Below are 2,565 nucleotides of genomic sequence, written 5' to 3'. Positions count from 1 at the left end.
GCTCCTCGCGACGTTGTCCGCGGCATACGCCCCGAGGGTGCGCCGGCCTGCCTCCGGCGCACGCCATGCCTTGCGTACGACGTCCGCCTGCGCTGTCGCGAGCCACGCTCTTGCGTCGGTCTTCGTCGTGAAGGAAGCCGACCGGCGGCGTGCGTCTGGGCCGGTGTAGCGGGCACGCCAGCGTCCCGACGGCAACTTGTCGACGTGGCCGAAGCCGCTCGCGCGACTGCGGGTCCTCATGGCGTGACCTCCAAGGTGGGACTGCTGCGAGTTTGTCACGGGGGAACGACACAGGGACTGCCCGGATGGGCCTCGCATACGCCCGCAGCCCGCTCCATTTCGGCGGCGCTCCGACCCCGAGGTCCGTCGTGCGATGGCTTTCATCGGGATGACGGCTACGACGCCTCCGAGGGTTGGTGCGGCTCGACGCGACCGGCGGCAACGAACGCGTCGATGTCAGCGCTCTCGATGCGCACGTGACGGCCGATCTTGGTGAACGCGATGCGCCGCTCTGCGATCAAGCGGCGGATGAACCGGGGCGACGTGCCGAACCGTTCGGCCGCCTCCTCGACACTGAGCAGACTCATGACGGGTGCCTCCTTCTCCAGCTGCGGGGTTCTCTGTGGGCACACGCCGTCGTTCACGGAGATGGTCGGGCGACCACGGAGAAGCGCTTGTCACGAGGGAGGATGCGCCTCGGCGGGGCTGCACGCCAGCAAGGCTTTCGGCGGGACTGAGTGGCTCTCGTGTTGGTCCGTACGCCCCCGTGCTGCCCCGTACCGTCACGGACGTCCGCGTCCGGTGAAACCGCCCGAAAAGATCTTGAAAAATTCTGCACTGGCGTCGGCGTGTCGCGACGCTGGGACACCCGAAGCCGGTGCTGGCGCCGACAGTCGATTGCCCGAGGCCGAAGGGTCCATCGGACGTGGAGGTCGACGAGTGCAGGCCTGCTGCGGCGGTGCCTCACTCGAGCGGCGCACTTTCTGTGGGGCCGGCCGAGTCGCTCGCGCACAAGCTCCAATTCTTTCAGCCGGAGCCTTTTCGTCACGGAGCCATCTGCGTTGTCTATTTCCTTCCGAAGAAATTGCATCCGATGAGTCGTCATTCATGTTCGACGCTCTTTCGGCAATCTGATGAAAACCGAGTTGACGACATCGATGTTCTCGGCCGTCGTAGCTAGAATTCCACCGACCAGCAGAATTCTGATGCCGTACGTCGGGCACCGCCGACCTGTCCGGTCGGGTGGGCAGGGACTGGCGTTGGCCGGCGATCGAGTCGCTCATGTTGCCGCAATCCTTCATCGAATCCCTTCGTTTGCAGGCCAAAGCTGGGTGGGCGCCTGGATCGCGGTCCGAGCCGCTGACCGCCCTGTCGCCCGGCGACGACGTCCGACACGCCGCACCTGCTCAAGAATCTTTCTCCCCCAGTCAATCCTCTCGCACCGCCCTCAAGTCATAACCGCCATTATCTCCTACACCCCTTCACTATCCGTCTTTGACCGCGATATCCTTACCCACCCGCAGTATTGTCCAGCACCTCTTGATCAAGGCTTCAGATAACGCAGACATGTGCATTCTCGAAATGCTAGGTTCCGCGCGTGTTGAGCTCAGCGAAAATCGGGACCGCGTCGTGGCGGTACTACCAGCGCGAGGTGGCCACCGACCCGTCCGAGTACTTCCTGGCCCACGGTGAGGCACCAGGGCGTTGGTGGGGCCGGGGCTTGCCCGAGCTGGGCCTCGGCCCGAACGCGGTGGTCCTCGAGCGGCAGCTGGAGTCACTGCTGGCCCGCGGGCTTCACCCGGAAACGGGCCGGCAGCTTGGCCGGGCCTGGCGAACCGACGGGGTGACCGGATATGACCTGACGTTCTCTGCGCCGAAATCGGTGTCGGCGCTGTGGGCGATCAGCGGACCCCACATCGCGGGCGAGATCGCCGACGCGCACAAAGCCGCGGTACGGGCGGCGCTGACATTCCTGGACTCTCACGCGGCAATGTCCCGGAAAGGGGTCGACGGGGTCACCCCGATTCGCACCGCCGGTTTCGCCGCCGCCATCTTCGACCACCGCACCTCTCGGGCCGGGGACCCGCAGCTGCACTCGCACGCGCTGGTGGTGAACAAGCTGCGCTGCGCCGACGGCGGCTGGCGCACCATCGACGGGCACGAGATCTACCACCACAAGAAGGCCGCCGGCGCCCTCTACCAGGCCGCGCTGCGCGCGGAGCTGACCCGCCGCCTCGGCGTCGCGTTCGACCCGGTCAACCCGCACGGCCAGGCCGAAATCGCCGGAGTCCCGGCCGAGCTGATCACGACCTGGTCCAAGCGGGCACGACAGGTCGACGCCGACGCCGCACCCACCCTGGCCGGGTTCGCTGACGAGCTGGGTCGGGACCTGACCCCGGCCGAACGCGCCAGGGTGGTGAAGACCTCGGTGCTCAAGACCCGGCCCCGCAAGGCGCACCTCGAGCCGGGTGTGCTGCAGAACCGGTGGCGGAGCGAAGCGGCCATGGCCGGATGGTCGCCGGACCGGCTGACCCGCGCGGTCCTCGACGCAGGCCGGCGCCACCG

2 protein-coding genes and 1 pseudogene are annotated in these 2,565 nt (G+C 67.2%); 1 reads left to right on the top strand and 2 read right to left on the bottom strand.

The features are described from left to right. Window positions 1–240 (bottom strand): annotated as a pseudogene (locus tag LH475_RS08920) (hypothetical protein); the annotation flags it as partial. A 155-nt stretch (window positions 241–395) separates the two neighbouring features. Beyond that, window positions 396–587: a helix-turn-helix domain-containing protein gene (locus tag LH475_RS08915; RefSeq protein ID WP_297413522.1), complete on the bottom strand. Its 192-nt coding sequence runs from the start codon at window positions 585–587 to the stop codon at window positions 396–398. Between the two features lie 1,010 nt (window positions 588–1,597). On the opposite strand from LH475_RS08915, the gene mobF reads away from it, so the two are divergent. Beyond that, window positions 1,598–2,565, top strand: a 968-nt coding sequence (gene mobF / locus LH475_RS08910) for a MobF family relaxase (RefSeq protein ID WP_297413520.1), incomplete at its 3' end; no start/stop codon positions are given.

Source organism: Cryobacterium sp. (genome assembly GCF_026786305.1).
Lineage (GTDB): Bacteria > Actinomycetota > Actinomycetes > Actinomycetales > Microbacteriaceae > Cryobacterium.
This window is presented reverse-complemented; position numbering and strand designations above follow the sequence as displayed.

Excerpts from the sequence above, each read along its gene's own strand:
- LH475_RS08915 (WP_297413522.1), bottom strand. The coding sequence starts at position 587 with ATGAGTCTGCTCAGTGTCGAGGAGGCGGCCGAACGGTTCGGCACGTCG.